The following is a 17,839-nucleotide window of genomic DNA, read 5'->3' on the forward strand; positions in this document are numbered from 1 at the left end:
TATGCTAAGATTTCCAAAGGATTTTGTCTGGGGATCCTCTACTTCTGGACCACAAACAGAAGGACGTGTAGCTGGTGACGGTAAGGGAGATAATCTCTGGGATTATTGGTACCAAGTGGAGCCAAATCGTTACTATAATGGGATTGGTCCAGATAAAACATCAACCTTTTATGAAAACTGGGAAAAGGATATTGAGCTACTGTTAGAGACTGGTCATACGGCCTTTCGGACTTCTATTCAGTGGTCACGGATTTTTCCACAAGGGCGTGGAAAAGTCAATGCTCAAGGTGTGGATTTCTATCGTAAGGTTTTTGAGGCTATTAAGGCTAAGGGGATTCGTCTTTTAGTCAATCTTTATCATTTTGATTTGCCTTTTGCCCTTCAAGAGGATGGTGATGGTTGGGAAAATAAGGCGACTGTTTCAGCCTATGAAGACTATGCTCGTTTTTGTTTTGAGATTTATGGAGATTTAGTGGATCAATGGATTACCTTTAACGAGCCAATAGTTCCAGTAGAATTTGGCTATTTTTACGATGCCCATTATCCACATAAGGTGGATGCAGAGGCAGCCGTTAAAGTAGCTTATCATACACAATTGGCCAGCAGTCGGGCGGTTAAGGCTTGTCATGAACTTTTGCCAGATTCCAAGATTGGGATTGTCTTAAACTTGACACCGGCTTATCCACGTAGCCAGCATCCTGCTGATGTCAAGGCTGCTAATATTGCGGACCTTTTTCAGGCCCAATCTTTCTTAGATCCGTCTGTTTTGGGGACTTATCCACAGGAGTTGGTAGAAATCTTACATGAATACGGTCTCTTGCCTGATGCTACAGAGGAGGAGTTGGATATCATTCGTGACAATACTGTGGACTTCCTTGGTGTCAACTACTATCAACCTTTGCGTGTTATGGCTCCTCGATTTGCGAAGCATCCAGAGAGTCCTCTTTTGCCAGAACATTTTTATGAGCCTTATGTGATGCCTGGACGTAAAATCAATCCTCATCGTGGCTGGGAGATTTATGAGCAAGGGATTTATGACATTGCCCAAAATATCAAGGAAAATTATGGTAATATCGAGTGGATGTTGACAGAGAATGGTATGGGTGTTGAAGGGGAAGAAAAATTCCGTGAGAATGGAATGATTCAAGATGATTACCGTATTGACTTTGTAAAAGGTCATCTTCGCGAACTTCACCGTGCCATTGAAGACGGAGCCAATTGTAAGGGCTACTTGATTTGGACCTTTATCGATTGCTGGTCATGGCTCAATAGCTATAAAAATCGCTATGGCTTGGTCGAATTAGACTTGGAAACGCAAGAACGTCGTCTGAAGAAATCAGGGCACTGGTTCAAGGAATTAAGCGATAATAATGGATTTTAAAAAGGACTCTGACTGATTATCCTAATTGGTCAGAGTCTTTTGCTAACAGGAGCGTAATTTGAACTATACCAATTTTTACTCTTGACAAGTGAAAGAAACAAGTATATACTGTTTTTGCTGATTCTATAAAAGAGGAATTAGACTATACCAATTTTAAGGAGAAAGCACAGCTGGTCTGTGTCGTATATACTATGTGTGGAATTGTTGGTGTTGTTGGAAACACAAATGCAACTGATATTTTGATTCAAGGGCTTGAAAAGCTCGAATACCGTGGCTATGATTCTGCGGGGATTTTTGTCCTAGGTGGTGCTGAAAATCACCTAGTCAAGGCTGTAGGTCGTATCGCAGAATTGTCTGCTAAAACAGCTGGTGTTGAGGGGACAACGGGTATCGGACATACTCGTTGGGCTACTCACGGAAAACCAACGGAAGACAATGCTCACCCACATCGCTCTGAGACTGAACGTTTTGTTTTGGTGCACAATGGGGTCATTGAGAACTACCTTGAAATCAAGGAAGAATACCTTGCAGGTCACCACTTTAAGGGGCAAACAGATACTGAAATCGCTGTTCACTTGATTGGAAAATTTGCGGAAGAAGAAGGTCTCTCTGTTCTTGAAGCCTTCAAAAAAGCTCTTCACATCATCCGTGGTTCTTATGCTTTTGCCTTGGTTGACTCACAAGATCCTGAAGTCATCTACGTAGCTAAAAATAAATCACCACTCTTGATTGGTCTTGGTGAAGGTTATAACATGGTATGCTCAGATGCTATGGCTATGATTCGTGAAACCAACCAATACATGGAAATTCATGACCAAGAGTTGGTAATCGTCAAGGCTGATAGTGTGGAAGTTCAAGACTATGATGGAAATCGTCGTGAGCGTGCTAGCTACACTGCTGAACTTGACTTGTCAGATATCGGTAAGGGAACTTACCCTTACTACATGCTCAAGGAAATCGATGAGCAACCAACAGTGATGCGTAAGTTGATCCAAGCCTACACAGATGAGGCTGGTCAAGTAGTAGTAGACCCAGCTATCATTAAGGCTGTTCAAGATGCAGACCGTATCTACATCCTTGCAGCTGGAACATCTTACCACGCAGGATTTGCTTCTAAGAAGATGTTGGAAGAATTGACGGATACACCAGTGGAACTTGGAATCTCATCTGAGTGGGGCTATGGTATGCCACTTCTCAGCAAGAAACCACTTTTCATCTTTATCAGCCAATCTGGTGAAACAGCGGATAGTCGTCAAGTTTTAGTCAAGGCTAATGAAATGGGAATCCCAAGCTTGACAGTGACAAACGTCCCAGGTTCAACTCTTTCTCGTGAAGCCAACCATACCATGCTCCTTCATGCAGGTCCTGAAATTGCCGTGGCATCAACCAAGGCTTATACAGCACAAATTGCAGCCCTTGCCTTCCTTGCAAAAGCAGTTGGAGAAGCGAACGGCAATGCTAAAGCGCAAGACTTTGACTTGGTTCATGAATTGTCAATTGTAGCTCAGTCTATCGAATCAACTCTTTCAGAGAAAGAAACCATTGAAGCCAAGGTTCGTGAGCTTCTTGAAACAACTCGCAACGCCTTTTATATTGGGCGTGGTCAAGATTACTACGTAGCTATGGAAGCAAGCCTTAAACTCAAAGAGATTTCTTACATCCAGTGTGAAGGCTTTGCGGCAGGAGAACTCAAGCACGGAACTATTGCCTTGATTGAAGAAGGAACGCCTGTCTTGGCTCTCTTGTCAGATCCAGTCCTTGCCAACCATACTCGTGGAAATATCCAAGAGGTCGCAGCCCGTGGTGCCAAGGTTCTCACTATCGCAGAAGAAAATGTTGCCAAAGATACAGACGATATCGTCCTTACGACCGTCCACCCTTACCTCTCACCAATTTCAATGGTCGTGCCAACGCAATTAGTCGCTTACTTTGCAACACTCCACCGTGGCCTTGATGTGGACAAACCACGTAACCTTGCTAAATCAGTAACGGTAGAATAAGCTAAAAAAGTCTAGTTATCTAGGCTTTTTCTTGTAAGCAAATTGGTTGCTTGTACTCAAGATTCGTGTTAGAATAATTTTTCAAATTGAAGGACAGAGGTAGACAAGGAGAATCACTGTGGTAGAATTGGGAATTTCAACATTTGGGGAAACAACGGAGCTTGAAGGGACTGGACAGACTTACAGTCATGCCGAACGTATTCGCCAGTTGGTGGCAGAGATTGAACTGGCTGACAAGATTGGTTTGGATGTGTATGGGATTGGTGAGCACCATCGAGCGGATTTTGCGGTATCAGCCCCAGAGATTATCCTGGCAGCTGGGGCAGTCAATACCAAGAAAATTCGTTTGACCAGTGCGGTCAGCATTCTCTCGAGCATGGATCCGATTCGTTTGTTCCAACAATATGCCACTATCGATGCTCTGTCAAATGGACGTGCGGAGATTATGGCCGGAAGGGGTTCTTTCACGGAATCTTTTCCCTTGTTTGGCTATGATTTGAAAGACTACGAATCCCTTTTTGATGAAAAATTAGACTTGCTTCAGTTAGTTAATGAAAAGACCAAGTTAGACTGGCAAGGTCGCTTGACCCAAACAATCTCTGGAAAAGAAGTTTATCCTCGTCCAGTTCAGGACAAATTACCCTTGTGGATAGCGACAGGTGGTCATGTCGAATCAACAGTGAAGATTGCTCAGGCTGGTCTACCGATTGTCTATGCAATTATTGGTGGGAATCCGCGTTATTTTAAAAAGTTGGTTCAGGCTTATCGTGAGATTGGTAGCGAAGCGGGTCATGCCAGTCATGAACTAAAGGTTGGAGCCCATTCTTGGGGCTGGATTGCTGAGGATGGCGAGCAGGCTGTAAAAGATTATTTCCATCCGACCAAGCAAGTGGTGGATGCTATTTCCAAAGATCGTCCGCACTGGCAGAAATTGCGTTATGAGCAATATTTGGAGCAAGTTGGGCCAAATGGTGCTATGTTTGTGGGCAATCCAGATCAGGTGTCCGAAAAATTGATTCGCATGATTGAAGACTTAGGTTTGGACCGCTTCATGCTCCATCTACCGCTTGGCTCCATGCCTCATGATCAAGTTCTAAGAGCTATTGAACTCTTCGGCACACAAGTTGCCCCCAAAGTACGGGCTTATTTTGCCATGAAAGAGGCTTAATAAAAAATCCTAATCAAGTTTATTAGGACAACAAATATTGTACAAAAATTAATCCCCCGAGCTATAATGCTTGGGGGATTTTTCTATAGGAGGGCTAGTTTAGTTCTCTTTTTTTGTTTTTTAGCAAGAACCCGAGACCTAGAAGGGCAAGGAGACTAATTCCTGCAAACAGGAGTTTGTGATCGTTTTTGGTTCCTGTATTTGGTAGTTTAGCTTGTGAATCAGCTGTAGCTTGGTTAGGTTTATTTTCTGCATCAGCTACTTTTGTATCTGGTTTTGCAGAATCAGGTTTAGTTTGTGGAGCTGGAGTTTGCTGTTCCGGTTTGACTACTCGGTTTGACATATTGTCTTGGCTGTTATTTTGCCCTTGTTCTTGTTTTAAGCTTGAAAGGTCAAATTCTGGTTTTTCTTCCACAGCTGGGGCAACGATGGCACCACCTTGAGATAAGCGGAGAACGACAGCAGTGAGAGCGTTCAATTTCAAGCCTTTTTCAGTCCATTCGAGACCTTGAGGGTTGGTAATTCCTACGGGTCCTGCTTGGTTTTCATCAGCCAAGACTTCGGCCTTTCTCAAGTGAGCAAAGGTAGTTCCCAAGTTGAATTCGCGAGCTTTTTCGTCCGCATTGACAAAGACTGCGTAGATATCACCGTTTGGAGCAGTAATTTGGTAACCGATCACTACATCCTCTTTCTCCACACCATTTTGACCTGGAACAGTGATGAGGCGGATACGGTCTTTGATATCTTGAAGACTCTTAAGTCGGAAGGCATCTGTAGATTGACGAAGGGCAATCAAACCTTTCATATAGTCACGGCTCTTGACATTTTCAGGATATGCTTTTCCATCTGTAGCCTTAGTCCAGTCAAACTTGTTAATAGCATCACTCGAATCGTAAGAGTCATGGATGAAGTAAGGATAGTCAAATGGATTGCCGTCCTTATCACGCAACAAGTGAGATTTGTTTGGTTGTTTGTCCTCTGCTACTGGAGTCTTGTAGGCTGGGTCACGGAATTGTTTAGTACGTCCGTATTCCTGACCAGAGTGGATAAATGGAGTTCCTTGAGCTGTCAAGACCATGAGATTTCCAAGTCGCAAACGACGGTGGATTTCAGCATAGTTCTCAGCTTTGCTTGGGTCTTTTTTGATAGACTGGGCGATGATGTCAAAGAGGGTCAAGTTATCATGGGCTGCGATGTATTGAATCACATCTCCAGGACTATCTGCTTCAAAGTTGGTTGGTTGTGCAATCAGATTTTTAAAGATGGTGTTGACATCACGCTTGCCACCTGTGATAAAGGCAGGTTGACCTTCGTTTGGATAACCAGACTTGAGGTTGTTACGGATGTCGTCTGAGAAGACTGCTACAGTATCGGTATGTTTCATCCAATCTTGGTCAGCAGCTTTAGTAGGCATATTTTCATCACCAGCATAGGTTCTCCAACCTTCACCAAGCATGATTAGGTTTGGATTGAGGGCGCGTGCAGCCTTGTACGCTTCTTCGATAGAAGCGGCATCATGGTCTCCCATCATATCGAAGCGGAATCCATCTACTTTGTAGGTATCAACCAGATATTTGATAGAGTCAACTAGGAGCCGTTTGGTCATATGGTGGGTTGTTCCCAAGCGTCCACCACCAAAGCTAGTGCGAGGTGTACCATCAGCATCCATAAAGTGATAGTAGTTTGGTTCTAAATCTTCAAAGATATCGACTTTAGCTGTATGGTTATACACTACATCCAGAATAGCTCCCATACCACGTTTGTGGATTTCGTTGATGAGGTTTTTAAATTCTGCGATTCGTTTTTCTGGATTCTTAGGATCGCTTGAGTACATACCAGTCAAGGAGAAGTAGTTTTGAGGGTCATATCCCCAGTTATAGTTGCTGTTGCTTGAAGCATAGTCAGACAAGCGTTCATGGTTTTTCAATTCATTTACAAAGTAGTAAGACAAGACGGGAAGGAGCTGGATGTGGGTCACACCCAAGTCTTTGAGGTAGTCTAATTTTTCAATGAAGGCTTCAAAGGTACCAAATGGTTTGGTCAGGTCTTTTGCAATGGCAGGATCTGAAGTGAAGTCACGCACATGAGCTTCGTAGATGACAGCATCTTCGCGCGATTTGAAGTTGCGAATCTTACCATAAGTCAAGTCTTGAGGTCCTAGTTTAGCTGGATTTACAAAGGCGGCTTTAGCCACTTTATGGGCAGCGTCTGTTTTTGCTAGATCGCTGTTCCAAGCTGCTAATGATTTGGCATAAGGGTCAAGAACGAGAACAGTTTTACCCTGACGCTCGATTTGGTAGTGGTAGTAGTAGCCAGTGTAGTTGCTGATACCTAAACCTGAGTTTGCATCCAAAGTTTGTTTCCAGGTTCCTCTTTCACCTTTTTCAAGAGCGACAGTTCCAACTACTTTTTCAGGGTCATTCTTATCGTAAACAACGACAGAAACCTTATCAGCACTTGGTGACCAAAGGGTTAAATCAACCTGTTTTCCTTCTTCTTTGAGGTCAGCTCCAAGTTTGCCATCATAACTGTAAGTTTCATCTTTCAGGCGCCAGCTTGTTTTGGTAGTGAATTTGTCAGAGTTGTAGCTAACGGTATAAGGATGTTTTGTGTCAGAGAAATCTCCGCTGTAGGTCACTTTCTTGCCAGCTTCATCGATTGCAACATCGGTGATAGTTACCTTATTTCCTAGGTGATTAGTAATGTTGGAGTGTTTGAGGATATCCTCTTTTTTAGCACCGACAAGTGTTGAAAAACTACTCTCAATGCTAGAAGTGCCTACGTGTTGGGCTCCTGTCATACGGATATCATGGACATAGTATGGATTTGTGTAAATTGATTCATCATCGTCTTTTAGGAAAATTTGGCTATGATTTTTTAAATCTGTGAACTTATAATCTTCTTTACGGATTTTCACATCGTCTCCTTGTTTGTTTCTGTCTAGTAATAAAAATCCAAGGTCTTTAGCTGCATCTTTGAGTGGAATATCGATATAGCGACCATATTTGCCTGTAGCCGTAAAGTCTGTTCCATTAGGCCATTCTCCACTACTTGGGTTTTTGACATCGCCCCAATACCAAAGAGATTTTTTGTCATAGTTGCCATCGGTGCGATAGTAGTTGACACGAATAGTTCCTGCTGGTTGAGGGCGGTAGTTGTATACCTTGTAGTTTTCATCTAGCCAGGCCTCATTCATTTTTGGAGAGAGACGCTCTACCGAACGGTCCCCTGTCAGGTTATCCCCTTTGGTATTGTTGATAAGGAAGCTGACTTTCTTGGCTTGCTCATTTTTGAGTTTGACATCTAGGTAATAGCCGTAGTCATCTTGCTTGGCATCCTTGAAGGATCGGGCTCCATTGGGCCAATTTTCAGATGGTTTTTCAACATCGTCCCAAGTCCATAGTCCTTGAGTATCCTTGTTTTCTTCAGGGAGTTTCTTTACATGGATGCGGAAGTGGTTATCTGCGATGGGTTCTTCTGCTTTAGTTTCAGTCGCTGCTGGACTAATAGCAGTAGTTGGCTCACTTGAACGATCTTGTCCGGTTTGTGGTGCTGAATCGGCTGGGCTTGAAACAGGAGTTGTTGGCTCTGTTGCAGGTTTTTCTTCTTTTTTCTCTAGGGAAGCGTTTGCATTTTCAGGTGAAGAAATATCACTTTCCTTCTTACTAGAGCTAACTGCTGTATCAGTAAGAGGCTGAGTAAGGGAGGTTGTATTTCTGTTGCTAGGTTCGTTAGTGCTTGTAGTATTTTCGTTGGCTGAGATAGTTGGTGTAGCCATGGCAAGCAGAACAAGGCTTGCTCCAATAAGGACAGAACCAGTTCCATTTTTAAGGGAACGGATGCTGTAAACCATTTTTTTCTCAGTGTGAGATGGTGTTTTTCTCATAATCATTCTCCAATCAATAAATTTCTATATCAGTATAGCACTTAGTAAAAGAATATGCAAGCGTTTTCCTAAAATTAAACTAAAAGAAAAATCGCAACAGATTTTGTTACGATTTAGCCAGTCTTTTTTTATGAATTTGAGAAGCCATCAGGTGGAGGTGGTGGAATAATTCTGAAGTAGAAAGGTTTCGACTACAAATAATTGGTTTGGGAGAGTTGGTGACAGGAAAGGTAGTGATAACAATATCGTGAGGAATTTGATTGAGAATTGAGAAAGAAATCGTAGATTCTTCCCAAGAATCAAATAGATAGAGATTGTTGCCGTAGTGAGTTAGGGTATCGATTAGATTTTGTGCGTGATGGCCATCCAGATGACTAATAACCAAAACGCGTATTTTGAGAAGTTTTTGAAGTAGTTGGACTAAAATCCGATGCCCTTGGATGGTGAAGGTGTAGATCATCTCTTGTAGCTTACTTGACTTATTGTTTAGCCCCATCTCAGTCAAATAAGATTGGAATTTGAGTTGACTCACTTCAAATAGTTTTGGAAATTCTTTTTGATAATTGCTTAAAATCTGGGATTTCTGTTTGTCGAGAGACTGGTTACTGAGCAAATGGAAGAAATCAGATTGGGCAGTGTAGTGGAGGAGACAAATCAATTCCTCGCGATTTTCAATCTGTAGGTGAAATTCTTTAGCTAACTCTTCTAAGATTTGACTCAATAAACGGTAGGATTTTTGGATATGATGAATATCACCTAGTGCTCCATTATTAGGATTGTTTGCAACTTGAAGAGATTTGATTGGGTTTGAAAATAGCTGTTCCAGTGTTTCCATTGTCGGTTCAAAACAGAGTTTTTTAGCCATCTTCTTAATATTTTCTTCAAACTGCGGAATTTGCATGAGAGAGCTGTAGTGACTGGTTAAAAGGGGAGTAGGATTTTCAATGAAGTGATTTTTATTAAACCGCTCTAGATTGATAGCTAGGGTATATTTGATTTGCCGTAAGCTACTGAGGTTGGGTGAAACTTGTTGGGCGTCCAAAAATAGCTGAATCAAGTTAGTGAGTGATTCTTCAGAAATAGAAGGGAAGGGCCAATCTAGAAAGTCGTAACTTTGGCTAAAGTAGTCTAGATAAAAGGCACGAATGTCCTCTTCTGTTCCCTTCATGACTAAAGGGGAAAGTTGGATTTTGATGCCATAGTGTTGGGGAAGTTTAGTATTTAGATGCTGGATAATTTCCTGAACTCGTTCGCAACTCATTACAAGTTCTTGACACATTTGCTCGAGTGATTGTCCCTCATTGAAAAACAACTGGTTCAAAAAAGAGTAGGTTTCAGATTGTTTAAAAATCGCAGTCCTGGGATCCAAGGCGTTTTGGAAGTCAAACTGCAATTGAATGCCTTTTTTGCTTGATTGAAGTAGGAGGTTTGGAAATAATTGTTCAAGCTTAAAAAGGTGTTCTTGCAATTCTTCTATTGAAAAATTCAGCTTCTTAGCCACGTCTGGAATTTCTATCCAATCATGGTGTTTGGTTAATTCTTCTAGTAAGAATAGCAAATCTTGTTCAGTCTTAGAAAGCAAGATATTCATCATAAATCTCCCTATATATTTATACATATATATTAAAATAAAAGCCTAGTAAAGTCAAGAAAAACAGCCCAAGATAAAATAGGAGAATCGTAATTTACTATATTTTTGTGAACTACTAAGCTGAAAATGAAATTTGCAAAGTGAAAGTTGAATTTAATTTTTTATAGGAAAAGATTTTGTCAAAAATTCGTCAATCCCCTTGAACAATCTAGCTAAATAGGGTATAATATGAGTAATCATTTGTCGTAGGTTTTGTCTGAAATATTGTCCAGACAAGACTCACAGCAGTTAAATCTTCTGAAAAAGTCAGATTTAGCTGCTCTTTTTGTGCTTTTTTTCAGGATTTTGAGTACTTGTAACAAAGACTTAAAGATTCTGAAAATTTATCAAAGGGACACGGTGATAGGGGTTTTTAAAACCATATGACGATTAGAAAAGCCTGATTGACAAGGCTTGGAACTTATTTACAAAGGAGAATCATCTTGGCAGGACATGACGTTCAATACGGGAAACATCGTACCCGTCGTAGTTTTTCAAGAATCAAAGAAGTTCTTGACTTACCAAATTTGATTGAAATTCAAACTGATTCATTCAAAGATTTCCTAGACCATGGTCTGAAGGAAGTGTTTGAAGATGTATTGCCAATTTCAAACTTCACAGACACAATGGAGTTGGAATTTGTTGGCTACGAAATCAAAGAACCTAAATATACGCTTGAAGAAGCTCGTATCCACGATGCCAGCTATTCAGCACCTATCTTTGTAACCTTCCGCTTGATTAACAAAGAAACTGGCGAAATCAAGACACAGGAAGTATTCTTTGGTGATTTCCCAATCATGACTGAGATGGGAACCTTTATCATCAACGGTGGTGAACGTATCATCGTATCACAGTTGGTGCGTTCTCCAGGTGTTTACTTTAATGACAAGGTAGACAAAAATGGTAAAGTGGGTTACGGTTCAACTGTTATCCCTAACCGTGGAGCTTGGTTGGAACTTGAGAGCGACTCAAAAGACATCGCCTACACTCGTATCGACCGTACTCGTAAGATTCCATTTACGACCTTGGTTCGTGCACTTGGTTTCTCAGGCGATGATGAAATCTTTGATATCTTTGGTGACAGCGATCTTGTTCGTAACACTGTTGAAAAAGATATTCACAAGAACCCAATGGACTCTCGTACAGACGAAGCTTTGAAGGAAATCTACGAACGCCTTCGTCCAGGTGAGCCTAAGACTGCTGAAAGTTCACGTAGCTTGCTTGTAGCTCGTTTCTTTGACCCACGTCGTTATGACTTGGCTGCAGTTGGTCGTTACAAGATCAATAAAAAACTCAATATCAAGAACCGTTTGTTGAACCAAACCATTGCTGAACCATTGGTAGACCCTGAAACAGGTGAAATCTTGGTAGAAGCTGGAACAATCATGACTCGTAGCGTGATTGAAAGCATTGAAAGCCATTTGGATGGCGATTTGAACAAGATTGTCTACATTCCAAATGATGCTGCTGTAGTAACAGAGCCAGTCGTTCTTCAAAAATTCAAGGTTGTTGCACCAACTGATCCAGATCGTGTTGTAACCATCATTGGTAATGCAAATCCAGATGACAAGGTTCGTATCGTAACGCCTGCGGATATCTTGGCAGAGATGAGCTACTTCCTCAACTTGGCAGAAGGTATCGGTCGTGTCGATGATATTGACCACCTTGGAAATCGTCGTATCCGTGCTGTTGGTGAATTGCTTGCCAACCAAGTGCGTCTTGGACTTTCACGTATGGAACGTAACGTTCGTGAACGTATGTCTGTTCAAGATAACGAAGTACTAACACCACAACAAATTATCAATATCCGTCCAGTAACTGCAGCAATCAAAGAATTCTTTGGTTCGTCTCAATTGTCACAGTTCATGGACCAACACAATCCACTTTCTGAGTTGTCACACAAACGTCGTTTGTCTGCCTTAGGACCTGGTGGTTTGACACGTGACCGCGCTGGATATGAAGTGCGTGACGTGCACTACACTCATTATGGTCGTATGTGTCCAATCGAGACACCTGAGGGACCAAACATCGGTTTGATCAACAACTTGTCTTCATACGGACACCTCAACAAGTATGGTTTCATTCAAACACCATATCGTAAGGTTGATCGTGAAACTGGAAAAGTAACTAACGAAATCGTTTGGTTGACAGCCGATGAAGAAGATGAGTTCACAGTAGCGCAGGCTAACTCTAAATTGAACGCAGATGGCACTTTTGCTGAAAAAGTTGTCATGGGACGTCACCAAGGGGTTAACCAAGAATACCCAGCTTCAAGTGTTGATTACATGGACGTTTCTCCAAAACAGGTAGTTGCCGTTGCGACAGCATGTATTCCTTTCTTGGAAAACGACGACTCCAACCGTGCCCTCATGGGTGCCAACATGCAACGTCAGGCTGTACCATTGATTGATCCAAAAGCACCTTACGTTGGTACTGGTATGGAATATCAAGCAGCCCATGACTCTGGAGCGGCTGTGATTGCTCAGTATGATGGTAAAGTTACTTATGCCGATGCTGACAAGGTAGAAGTTCGCCGTGAAGATGGCTCATTGGATGTTTACCATATCCAAAAATTCCGTCGTTCAAACTCAGGTACTGCCTACAACCAACGTACGCTTGTTAAAGTTGGTGATGTTGTAGAAAAAGGCGACTTTATTGCAGATGGACCTTCTATGGAAAATGGAGAAATGGCGCTTGGACAAAACCCAATTGTTGCCTACATGACATGGGAAGGTTACAACTTCGAGGATGCCGTTATCATGAGCGAACGCTTGGTCAAAGACGATGTCTACACATCTGTTCACCTTGAAGAATACGAATCAGAAACTCGCGATACAAAGCTTGGGCCTGAAGAAATCACTCGTGAAATTCCAAACGTTGGTGAAGATGCTCTTAAAGACCTTGACGAAATGGGTATTATCCGTATCGGTGCTGAGGTTAAAGAAGGGGACATCCTTGTAGGTAAAGTAACACCTAAGGGTGAAAAAGATCTTTCAGCTGAAGAACGTCTCTTGCACGCTATCTTCGGAGACAAATCTCGTGAAGTTCGTGACACTTCTCTTCGTGTACCACACGGTGCCGATGGTGTTGTTCGTGATGTTAAGATCTTTACACGTGCAAATGGAGATGAATTGCAATCAGGCGTTAACATGCTAGTTCGTGTTTACATCGCTCAAAAACGTAAGATTAAGGTCGGAGATAAGATGGCCGGACGTCACGGAAACAAAGGGGTTGTTTCTCGTATCGTTCCTGTGGAAGACATGCCTTACCTTCCAGACGGAACTCCAGTTGATATCATGTTGAACCCACTTGGGGTGCCATCACGTATGAATATCGGTCAGGTTATGGAGCTTCACCTTGGTATGGCAGCTCGTACTCTTGGTATCCACATCGCAACACCAGTCTTTGACGGAGCAAGTTCTGAAGATCTTTGGTCAACTGTTAAGGAAGCAGGTATGGATAGCGATGCTAAGACTATCCTTTACGATGGACGTACTGGTGAACCATTTGATAACCGTGTGTCAGTTGGTGTCATGTACATGATCAAACTCCACCACATGGTTGATGATAAATTGCACGCTCGTTCAGTCGGACCATACTCAACCGTTACCCAACAACCACTCGGAGGTAAAGCTCAGTTTGGTGGACAACGTTTCGGTGAGATGGAGGTTTGGGCGCTTGAAGCCTATGGTGCATCAAATGTCCTTCAAGAAATCTTGACTTACAAGTCTGACGATATCAACGGACGTTTGAAAGCTTATGAAGCTATTACAAAAGGAAAACCAATTCCAAAACCAGGTGTTCCAGAATCCTTCCGAGTTCTTGTTAAAGAATTGCAATCACTTGGTCTCGACATGCGTGTCCTTGACGAAGATGATCAAGAAGTTGAACTTCGTGATCTTGATGAGGGTATGGACGAAGATGTCATCCACGTAGATGACCTTGAAAAAGCACGTAAAAAAGCTGCTGAAGAAGCAAAAGCTGCTTTTGAAGCTGAAGAAGGTGCAAAAGCGGAAGCAACAGAAGAAGCTACTGAACAAGAATAAGTGGCTCACTTAGAATAGAAAGGGAAGAAATAGTGGTTGACGTAAATCGTTTTAAAAGTATGCAAATCACACTAGCTTCTCCAAGTAAAGTCCGTTCATGGTCTTATGGAGAAGTCAAAAAACCTGAAACAATCAATTACCGTACGTTGAAACCAGAACGTGAAGGACTATTCGACGAAGTCATCTTTGGTCCTACAAAAGACTGGGAATGTGCTTGTGGTAAGTACAAACGCATTCGTTACAGAGGGATTGTTTGTGACCGTTGTGGTGTTGAAGTAACGCGTACAAAAGTTCGTCGTGAACGCATGGGACACATCGAGTTGAAAGCTCCTGTATCTCATATCTGGTATTTCAAGGGAATTCCAAGCCGTATGGGCTTGACCCTTGATATGAGCCCTCGTGCCCTCGAGGAAGTTATCTACTTTGCTGCTTACGTGGTGATCGATCCAAAGGATACACCGCTTGAGCACAAATCTATCATGACAGAGCGTGAATATCGTGAGCGCTTGCGTGAATATGGCTACGGATCATTCGTTGCTAAAATGGGTGCCGAAGCTATCCAAGATCTCTTGAAACAAGTAGATCTTGAAAAAGAAATTGCTGAACTCAAAGAAGAATTGAAGACAGCAACTGGACAAAAACGTATCAAAGCCATCCGTCGTTTGGATGTTTTGGATGCCTTTTACAAGTCTGGAAATAAACCTGAATGGATGATTCTTAACATCCTTCCGGTTATTCCACCAGATCTTCGTCCAATGTTGCAGTTGGATGGTGGTCGTTTTGCCTCATCTGACTTGAACGACCTTTACCGTCGTGTTATCAACCGTAACAACCGTTTGGCTCGTTTGCTTGAGTTGAATGCACCAGGTATCATCGTTCAAAATGAGAAGCGTATGCTTCAAGAAGCGGTAGACGCTTTGATTGACAATGGTCGTCGTGGTCGTCCAATCACAGGACCAGGTAGCCGTCCACTTAAATCATTGAGCCACATGCTTAAAGGTAAACAAGGCCGCTTCCGTCAAAACTTGCTCGGTAAACGTGTTGACTTCTCAGGACGTTCCGTTATCGCCGTTGGTCCAACTCTTAAGATGTATCAATGTGGTGTGCCGCGTGAAATGGCTATCGAGCTCTTTAAACCATTCGTTATGCGTGAAATCGTTGCGCGCGATATCGTGCAAAACGTTAAAGCGGCTAAACGCTTGGTAGAACGTGGAGACGAACGCATCTGGGATATCCTTGAAGAAGTGATTAAAGAACACCCAGTGCTTTTGAACCGCGCACCTACCCTTCACCGTTTGGGAATCCAAGCCTTTGAACCTGTCTTGATTGACGGTAAAGCCCTTCGCTTGCACCCACTTGTCTGTGAAGCCTACAATGCCGACTTCGACGGGGACCAAATGGCCATCCACGTACCACTTTCAGAAGAAGCCCAAGCAGAAGCTCGTATCTTGATGCTTGCTGCTGAGCATATCTTGAACCCGAAAGATGGTAAACCAGTTGTTACTCCATCTCAGGACATGGTTTTGGGTAACTACTACTTGACTATGGAAGAAGCAGGTCGTGAAGGTGAAGGCATGGTCTTCAAAGACCGTGACGAAGCTGTCATGGCTTACCGCAATGGTTATGTTCACCTTCACTCACGTGTAGGTATTGCAACAGACAGCCTCAACAAACCATGGACAGAAGAGCAAAAACATAAAGTCTTGCTTACAACTGTTGGTAAGATTCTCTTCAACGATATCATGCCAGAAGGTCTACCTTACTTGCAAGAGCCAAATAATGCTAACTTGACAGAAGGTGTTCCAGACAAATACTTCTTGCCACTAGGTGGAGATATCAAGGAAGCTATCAGCAAACTTGAGCTTAACCCTCCATTCAAGAAGAAAAACCTTGGAAATATCATCGCTGAAATCTTCAAACGTTTCCGTACGACAGAAACTTCTGCCCTACTTGACCGTATGAAGAACCTCGGTTACCACCACTCAACTCTTGCAGGATTGACAGTGGGTATTGCCGATATCCCAGTTGTTGAAGACAAGGCTGAAATCATCGAAGAATCACACAAACGTGTAGAACAAATCACTAAACAATTCCGTCGTGGTATGATCACAGACGACGAACGTTACAATGCCGTTACTGCTGAATGGCGTGCTGCCCGTGAAAAACTTGAGAAACGCTTGATTGCCAACCAAGATCCGAAGAACCCAATCGTTATGATGATGGACTCTGGAGCCCGTGGTAACATCTCAAACTTCTCACAGCTTGCCGGTATGCGTGGTCTGATGGCTGCTCCGAACGGACGTATCATGGAATTGCCAATCCTTTCAAACTTCCGTGAAGGTTTGTCAGTACTTGAAATGTTCTTCTCAACTCACGGTGCTCGTAAAGGTATGACCGATACGGCCCTTAAGACAGCCGACTCAGGTTACTTGACTCGTCGTTTGGTTGACGTTGCCCAAGACGTGATTATCCGTGAAGATGACTGTGGAACTGATCGTGGTCTCTTGATCCGTTCTATCACTGAAGGTAAAGAGATGATTGAGTCTCTTGAAGAACGTCTCAATGGTCGTTACACTAAGAAAACTGTTAAACACCCAGAAACTGGTGCAGTTATCATTGGTCCAAATGAATTGATCACAGAAGACAAGGCTCGTGAAATTGTGAATGCTGGTGTTGAAGAAGTAACTATCCGCTCAGTATTTACATGTAACACTCGTCATGGTGTCTGCCGTCACTGTTACGGTATCAACTTGGCGACTGGTGATGCGGTTGAAGTTGGTGAAGCAGTAGGTACAATCGCTGCCCAATCTATCGGGGAACCTGGTACACAGCTTACAATGCGTACCTTCCACACGGGTGGGGTTGCCTCAAATACCGATATCACTCAGGGTCTTCCTCGTGTCCAAGAAATCTTTGAAGCCCGCAATCCTAAAGGGGAAGCGGTTATCACAGAAGTCAAAGGACAAGTTACTGCTATCGAAGAAGATGCTTCAACTCGTACTAAGAAAGTCTTCGTTAAAGGTGAAACTGGTGAAGGCGAATACGTGGTACCATTCACAGCCCGTATGCGTGTCGAAGTTGGTGATCAAGTATCTCGTGGTGCGGCATTGACAGAAGGTTCTATCCAACCAAAACGTCTCCTTGCTGTACGTGATGTCTTGTCAGTTGAAACCTACCTTCTTGGTGAAGTACAAAAAGTTTACCGTAGCCAAGGGGTAGAAATCGGAGACAAACACATTGAGGTAATGGTTCGTCAAATGATCCGTAAAGTTCGTGTTATGGATCCAGGGGACACAGATCTTCTCATGGGAACTCTTATGGACATCAACGACTTTACAGATGCTAACAAGGACGTTCTCATCGCAGGTGGAGTACCAGCGACAGGTCGTCCAGTCCTTATGGGAATCACCAAAGCCTCACTTGAAACAAATAGTTTCTTGTCAGCGGCTTCCTTCCAGGAAACAACTCGTGTCCTTACAGATGCGGCTATCCGTGGTAAGAAAGACCATCTCCTTGGTCTTAAGGAAAATGTTATCATCGGTAAGATTATCCCAGCTGGTACAGGTATGGCACGTTACCGTAACCTTGAACCACAAGCTATCAATGAAGAAGAATACCTTAACCCTCCAGTAGAGGAAGAAGGAAATGAAGAAACAACAGAAGTAGTTGTGGATACTGCCGTTGAAACTGTGGGAGAAACAGTAGAATAAGAGAGAATGAGAGAACCC

Annotated in this window: 7 protein-coding genes; 5 read left to right on the forward strand and 2 right to left on the reverse strand. The window is 42.8% G+C overall.

Annotated features, from left to right (window positions below):
* Position 1 precedes the first annotated feature (1 nt).
* The 3 genes from bglA (at position 2) to D7D54_RS07120 (ending at position 4,549) form a co-directional block, all read left to right on the forward strand.
* The gene (gene bglA, locus D7D54_RS07110) at positions 2-1,381 is read left to right on the forward strand and encodes a 6-phospho-beta-glucosidase (RefSeq protein WP_084947823.1); all 1,380 of its coding nucleotides are present in this window, start codon (positions 2-4) and stop codon (positions 1,379-1,381) included.
* Positions 1,382-1,572: 191 nt separating this feature from the next.
* Positions 1,573-3,381 (forward strand): glutamine--fructose-6-phosphate transaminase (isomerizing), encoded by a 1,809-nt coding sequence (glmS, locus tag D7D54_RS07115; RefSeq protein ID WP_120719119.1) that lies wholly within the window; start codon positions 1,573-1,575, stop codon positions 3,379-3,381.
* 118 nt (positions 3,382-3,499) lie between these two features.
* Complete coding sequence (locus tag D7D54_RS07120) at positions 3,500-4,549, forward strand: LLM class flavin-dependent oxidoreductase (RefSeq protein WP_120719120.1); 1,050 nt, start codon at positions 3,500-3,502, stop codon at positions 4,547-4,549.
* Positions 4,550-4,643: 94 nt separating this feature from the next.
* Here the strand turns inward: D7D54_RS07120 and D7D54_RS07125 are convergent, their stop codons facing one another.
* Together D7D54_RS07125 and D7D54_RS07130 are read right to left on the reverse strand one after the other, a co-directional pair.
* Positions 4,644-8,435, reverse strand: coding sequence for a pullulanase (locus D7D54_RS07125; protein ID WP_120719121.1), 3,792 nt, complete (start codon positions 8,433-8,435; stop codon positions 4,644-4,646).
* A 106-nt stretch (positions 8,436-8,541) separates the two neighbouring features.
* The gene (locus tag D7D54_RS07130) at positions 8,542-10,026 is read right to left on the reverse strand and encodes an AcpB/EbpR/MafR family transcriptional regulator (protein ID WP_020901867.1); all 1,485 of its coding nucleotides are present in this window, start codon (positions 10,024-10,026) and stop codon (positions 8,542-8,544) included.
* A gap of 482 nt (positions 10,027-10,508) precedes the next feature.
* On the opposite strand from D7D54_RS07130, the gene rpoB reads away from it, so the two are divergent.
* Both rpoB and rpoC read left to right on the forward strand, forming a co-directional pair.
* Entirely contained in the window at positions 10,509-14,111 is a 3,603-nt protein-coding gene (rpoB, locus tag D7D54_RS07135; protein ID WP_120719122.1) for a DNA-directed RNA polymerase subunit beta, read from the forward strand.
* Positions 14,112-14,143: 32 nt separating this feature from the next.
* Positions 14,144-17,821, forward strand: coding sequence for a DNA-directed RNA polymerase subunit beta' (gene rpoC / locus D7D54_RS07140; RefSeq protein ID WP_162496605.1), 3,678 nt, complete (start codon positions 14,144-14,146; stop codon positions 17,819-17,821).
* Positions 17,822-17,839 lie beyond the last annotated feature (18 nt).

The sequence above is a fragment of the Streptococcus chosunensis genome (assembly GCF_003626515.1).
Lineage (GTDB): Bacteria > Bacillota > Bacilli > Lactobacillales > Streptococcaceae > Streptococcus > Streptococcus chosunensis.

What these genes read in the sequence shown, in the direction of transcription:
- D7D54_RS07125 (WP_120719121.1), bottom strand. Translation starts at nt 8,435, where the DNA reads ATGAGAAAAACACCATCTCACACTGAGAAAAAAATGGTTTACAGCATC.
- D7D54_RS07130 (WP_020901867.1), bottom strand. Translation starts at nt 10,026, where the DNA reads ATGAATATCTTGCTTTCTAAGACTGAACAAGATTTGCTATTCTTACTA.
- bglA (WP_084947823.1), top strand. Translation starts at nt 2, where the DNA reads ATGCTAAGATTTCCAAAGGATTTTGTCTGGGGATCCTCTACTTCTGGA.
- glmS (WP_120719119.1), top strand. Translation starts at nt 1,573, where the DNA reads ATGTGTGGAATTGTTGGTGTTGTTGGAAACACAAATGCAACTGATATT.